Below are 6,108 nucleotides of genomic sequence, written 5' to 3'. Positions count from 1 at the left end.
GAAAAAAGGCGGGTGCTTTTACGAACGAACGTCTGAGATTCGTAAGAAGGTCAAGGTGAAGTGAGGGAAAGCACCCGCCTTTTACATTTTAGATGGTGATGGGTATCCGTCATGCGGGTTTTGTATGTAAAAAGGAGGATGATGATCATGAAATATGTTATTGGAGTAGATCTCGGAACAAGTGCAGTAAAAGTTATCTTAATGAACGAAGAAGGAAAAGTGTGTGATGAAGCATCGAAAGCTTATCCTCTAATTCAAGAAAAATCAGGGTATAGCGAACAAAATCCGACAGAATGGGTTGAAAAAACAACCGCGGCTTTAAAAGAATTAGTCGCTCGTTTTGAAGGTAGTGTGTCTAACATTGAAGGAATTAGTTTTTCTGGACAAATGCACGGCCTCGTTTTATTAGATAAAAATAATGAAGTGCTTAGAAATGCAATTTTATGGAATGATACGAGAACGACGGAGCAGTGCGGACAAATTTACGATATTTTAGGTGAAGAGCGCCTGTTACAAATTACAAAAAATCCTGCATTAGAAGGGTTTACATTACCGAAGCTGTTATGGGTAAAACAATATGAGCCAGAAACGTTTGAAAAATCAGCTGTGTTTATGTTGCCGAAAGATTATTTGCGTTATCATATGACAGGACAAATCCATAGTGAATACTCTGACGCAGCTGGAACGCTACTATTAAATGTTGCCGAAAAAAGTTGGAGCGAAGAGGTTTGTGAACTTGTTGGTGTAGATCCTCAACTTTGTCCCCCGTTAGTAGCTTCACATCAGTTTGTTGGAACACTCACAGAACAATTCGCTACTGAAACTGGGCTAGCTGCAACAACAAAAGTGTTTGCAGGTGGGGCAGATAACGCTTGTGGGGCGATAGGTTCGGGAATTTTATCAGAAGGTAAAACACTTTGTAGTATCGGAACATCCGGTGTTGTCCTTTCTTATGAGGAAAGAAATGATCGTGATTTTGAAGGGAAAGTCCATTACTTTAACCACGGTGAAGAAAAAGCTTATTACACAATGGGAGTAACTCTTGCGGCAGGTTATAGCTTAAGCTGGTTTAAAGATACCTTTGCCAAAAATGAAGACTTTGAAACTTTTCTTGAAGGTTTAGAAAATGTACCAGTTGGAGCAAACGGCTTACTTTTCACTCCGTATGTTGTCGGTGAAAGAACACCACATGCCGATGCAAATATTCGCGCAAGTTTTATTGGCATGGAAGCCTCTCATGAGCGCATCGATTTTGCTCGTGCTGTTATTGAAGGTATTACCTTCTCATTAAACGAATCAATCGAAATTTTCCGTGAAAGTGGGAAAAAGATTGATACGATTATTTCAATCGGGGGTGGTGCGAAAAATGATACATGGCTCCAAATTCAAGCGGATGTGTTTAATGCAACCATTGTAAAGCTGTCTAGCGAACAAGGACCAGCTGTTGGCGCGGCAATGTTAGCGGCATATGGTAGTGAGTGGTTTGAGAGCTTGCAACAATGTGCTGATGTCTTCACTTCCGAAGCTAAAGCATATCAACCAATTCCTGAAAACGTAGAGAAATATCAAGAGCTTTTCCGTATTTATAAAGATGTTTACGTACAAACAAAAGGGTTAAATGAAGGTTTAAAGAAATTCCGTAAAAATTAAAATCAATAGGTGGATCGATCATGAAAATTGGTGTAATGAATGTAGGAATGAATACAGGGGGCGTAAAAGATTTTCTTTTTTACCTTGGGGAAAAAGTTGGAGAGAATGCAAACCTTGTTGGTGTTGAATATGATTCTACTGCTTGGAACTACACGTTTAAGTCATTGAATTTAGTACAGACGGTTATTAAAAATAAAGTATCTCAACACGAATTAAAATGTACTTCATTTATGAAAGAAACAGCACAACTTCTTCAAAATGGTGTTACTAGTGAAAAGCTTGAAGCTTTACTTGTCATTGGCCCAATTAAAGAAACGTTACTCATCTATGAATTATTGAAAGATAAAACGAATGTTTTATGTATTCCATCTTCCATATACAACGATGCGCTCGATTCAGATAGTACATTAGGATATGATACTGCTTTAAACTCAGTGATAAACGGTGTTTTACAAATAAAAGATACGGCGAGTTCATTAGTTTTAGATCACATTCGTGTTTTTGGAATTCAAATTCCTGGTAATACGACAAACTCATTATTATTAGATTCAGCCGTTGCTGTAAACGGAATTGTCGTTTTAAATAATGAGTCACAAGAAGAAGTCGATAAAGTGAAATTAGAAATTGAAGAGAGAGCAGCGAATGGCGAAACTTATGTTTTCTTATTTATGAACAAGCAAATCGACGGTAGTTTATTAAAAAGAAAACTCGCTTTTTCAGATGAAATAGATTTTAAGATTATCGAAATTGATGAGGCGCAATGTGTCGGTCCGTACCCCACGGCGGCTGATCGTGTGTTAGCGATTAAACTTGTTGAAAAAACACTTCATTGGTTAGAGGAGTTGGAAGGATCGAGAGTATTAGTCATCCAAAATCGCGAAATTTTAGCAAAGCAATTCATTTTATAACGCTGTTTTCGTATTAATTGTTGCTTTTCAAATTAACCATAATTCCAAGTAATTTCAGGGGTTGGCATCTTTTCGTTTTCTGTAAAAACCATACTCCCATGAAAACAAGTCATTTACCAACCCAATTTATAGTAAAAGCAACAATCTTTACGAAAAGAGCCTTTTATAAAGATAGAGAGGAAGTGTTCTTTTGAAAACAACACAACAAACGATTGAACAATTATCCATTAATACGATTCGAACGTTATCGATCGACGGTATTGAGAAAGCGAATTCAGGACATCCGGGAATGCCGATGGGAGCTGCACCGATGGCATACTCTCTTTATAGTAATATGATGAAGCATAGCCCGAGTAATCCTACTTGGTTTGACCGCGATCGTTTCGTATTATCAGCTGGCCATGGTTCGATGTTATTATATAGTATTCTTCATTTAACAGGTTACGATGTAAGTTTAGATGATTTGAAAAACTTCCGTCAGTGGGGAAGCAGAACACCGGGACACCCAGAATTTGGGCATACTGCAGGGGTTGATGCGACTACTGGTCCACTAGGTCAAGGGTTTGCGATGGCAGTCGGAATGGCAATGACAGAACGTCACTTAGCGGCTACCTTTAATCGCGATGAGTATAACGTGATCGACCATTATACATATAGTATTTGTGGTGACGGCGACTTAATGGAAGGAGTAAGTGCTGAAGCAGCGTCGTTAGCAGGACACCTAAAACTTGGTAGATTAGTTGTTTTATATGATTCAAATGATATTTCATTAGACGGTGACCTTCATATGTCTTTCTCTGAAAGTGTTGCTGATCGTTTCAAAGCTTACGGTTGGCATTACCTTCTCGTAGAAGATGGAAATGATTTAGAGGCGATTAATGAAGCAATTCGTTTAGCGAAAGAAGATGAGCGACCATCATTAATTGAAGTAAAAACAACGATAGGTTTTGGATCACCAAATAAAGGTGGAAAATCTGCTTCTCACGGTGCACCATTAGGTAGTGAAGAAATAATGCTTACAAAAGAAAACTATGCTTGGGTTTCTGAAGAGCCCTTTTACGTTCCTTCAGAAGTTCGTGCTCATTTCGAAAGTTTGAAACAACAGGGAGATGAGGCTGCGAATGACTGGAATAAATTAGTCGAACAATATCAACAACAATTCCCGGAGCTTGGGGAACAATTATTATTGGCAATGAATGGCGAGTTGCAAATTGACTGGGATGCTGAACTTCCTTCTTACGTTGCAGGGAAAGATAAAGTGGCGACACGTTCTTCAGGTGGCGAAGCTTTAAATGCAGCGGCTAAAGCAGTAAAGGCGATCTTTGGTGGATCTGCAGACCTTGCTTCGTCTAACAAAACAATGTTAAAAGGAGAAGCTAATTTTACTCGAGAAGACTATAGTGGTCGTAACGTTTGGTATGGTGTTCGTGAGTTTGCGATGGGAGCTATGCTCAACGGAATGGCATTACACGGTGGTGTAAAACCATTTGGAGCTACGTTCTTCGTGTTTTCAGATTATTTACGTGCAGCAATTCGCTTATCTGCACTAATGAAGTTACCAGTTACTTACGTGTTCACCCATGACAGTATCGCTGTAGGAGAAGACGGTCCAACACATGAGCCTGTCGAACAGTTAGCAGCTTTTAGAGCGATGCCAGGACTAAATATCATTCGTCCAGCTGACAGTAATGAAACCGTTGCTGCTTGGAAAGTGGCTATTGAAAGTAAGGATGAGCCGACTATTCTTGCTCTTAGTCGTCAAGACTTAATGACAACGGCTCAAAGTGTTGATGTCGCTTATGAAGGTGTCACAAAAGGTGCTTATGTGATTTCCGAAGCGGACGGAGAGACAGAAGGCTTGATTCTTGCTACAGGTTCAGAAGTACCTTTAGCGGTTGAAGCGCAAAAGGAGCTTGAAAAAGAAGGGATTTACGTATCGGTCGTCAGTATGCCAAGCTGGTATCGCTTTGAACAACAATCACAAGAATATAAAGAAAGTATTATTCCATCAACAATCAAAGCGCGTTTAGCTGTCGAAATGGGTTCATCGATTGGTTGGCATAAATACGTTGGTGATCAAGGGGATGTTATCGCTATTGACCAATTTGGAGCATCTGCACCGATGAACAAAGTGTTAGCTGAGTATGGATTTTCAGTAGGTAACGTCGTAGAACGAATGAAAAAATTGTTGAATTAATGTTAAAAGGAGAAGGTATAATGAATAAAAATGTAAAGGCAAATACCCCTTTAGTTTCCCATATTTATACTGCGGATCCTTCAGCCCATGTTTTTGAAGGAAAAATTTATATTTATCCATCTCATGATCTTGATCATGATGGTCCATCAAACGATAACGGCGATCAATATGCGATGGAAGATTATCACGTACTGTCAATGAATGACTTTAATTCTCCTTGCATCGATCATGGTGAAGCACTTCATTTAAAAAACATACCGTGGGCAAAGCAGCAATTATGGGCACCAGATGCTGCTTATAAAAATAATACGTATTATTTATTTTTCCCAGCGAGAGATAAGGATGATATTTTTAGAATTGGTGTCGCCACTAGCTCTTCACCTTCTGGTCCATTTAAGGCAGAAGAGAGTTATATTCCAGGTAGTTATAGCATTGACCCAGCTGTATTAGTAGATGAGGACGAAAGAGCGTATTGTTATTTCGGTGGACTTTGGGGTGGTCAGTTAGAAAAATGGCAAACAGGAACTTATCAACCCGATGCAGAAGGCCCTGCTGAAAATGAACCGGCATTAGGACCAATCGTCGCTGAGTTAAGTGATGATATGCTAACATTTAAAGAAACACCGCAAGAAATTTCAATCATAGATGAAAGTGGTCATCCGATCCTTGCTGGTGATGAGGAAAGAAGATTTTTCGAAGGGCCTTGGGTCCATAAATATAATGGGTATTACTATTTATCTTACTCTACAGGTACGACCCACCGTATAGCCTATGCAATGAGTAAAAATCCAAAAGGACCTTTCGTTCATAAAGGTAACATCCTTAATCCTGTAGTCGGATGGACAACCCATCATTCAATTGTACAATTTAAAGAAAAGTGGTATTTATTTTATCATGACTGCACGTTATCAGATGGCGTCGACCATAAACGTTGTGTAAAATATACGGAAATAAAATATAACCTTGATGGGACAATTCAAACGATTGATCCATATAAATAATATCTACACTCAAATAGATAAGAAGATGTTCTTTTCGAGTGGCCTAGATGAAGTCAGCCTTTAGATGATTCTGAAGGCTGTTTTTTTATCGCTTAAACCAAGATAAACGTCCAATCTTCCATAGTTACATTCACATACACTGTAGTGCAAGATAGTAAATTTTGTAGGAAGGAGGGATATTATGTACGGTTATGGTTGCTATGATCCTTGTGGATATGGCTATGGGTATCCTGCTGCGCCTGCTCACGGCCATGGCAGAGGATTTGCGTTAATTGTAGTGTTGTTTATTCTGTTAGTAATTATTGGAGCATCATATGTTAGATAGTAAAAATTTGATGAATCCGTCTAGTCA

At 38.9% G+C, this 6,108-nt stretch carries 5 protein-coding genes; all 5 read left to right on the top strand.

The genetic code is table 11. The features are described from left to right. The first annotated feature begins 147 nt into the window (after positions 1-147). Entirely contained in the window at positions 148-1,650 is a 1,503-nt protein-coding gene (gene xylB, locus BKP35_RS18035; RefSeq protein ID WP_071314776.1) for a xylulokinase, read from the top strand. Between the two features lie 20 nt (positions 1,651-1,670). After that, positions 1,671-2,558 (top strand): 6-phosphofructokinase, encoded by an 888-nt coding sequence (locus BKP35_RS18030; RefSeq protein ID WP_071314775.1) that lies wholly within the window; start codon positions 1,671-1,673, stop codon positions 2,556-2,558. 190 nt (positions 2,559-2,748) lie between these two features. Beyond that, entirely contained in the window at positions 2,749-4,755 is a 2,007-nt protein-coding gene (gene tkt / locus BKP35_RS18025) for a transketolase (protein ID WP_071314774.1), read from the top strand. Between the two features lie 20 nt (positions 4,756-4,775). After that, the gene (locus BKP35_RS18020; protein WP_071314773.1) at positions 4,776-5,756 is read left to right on the top strand and encodes a glycoside hydrolase family 43 protein; all 981 of its coding nucleotides are present in this window, start codon (positions 4,776-4,778) and stop codon (positions 5,754-5,756) included. A 181-nt stretch (positions 5,757-5,937) separates the two neighbouring features. Continuing rightward, a complete protein-coding gene (locus BKP35_RS18015) occupies positions 5,938-6,081 on the top strand; it encodes a YjcZ family sporulation protein (RefSeq protein WP_071314772.1) in 144 nt (47 codons plus the stop codon). Positions 6,082-6,108: the final 27 nt, after the last annotated feature.

Origin of the sequence: Anaerobacillus arseniciselenatis (assembly GCF_001865995.1) — a bacterium.
GTDB classification, from domain to species: Bacteria; Bacillota; Bacilli; order Bacillales; family Anaerobacillaceae; genus Anaerobacillus; species Anaerobacillus arseniciselenatis.
This window is presented reverse-complemented; position numbering and strand designations above follow the sequence as displayed.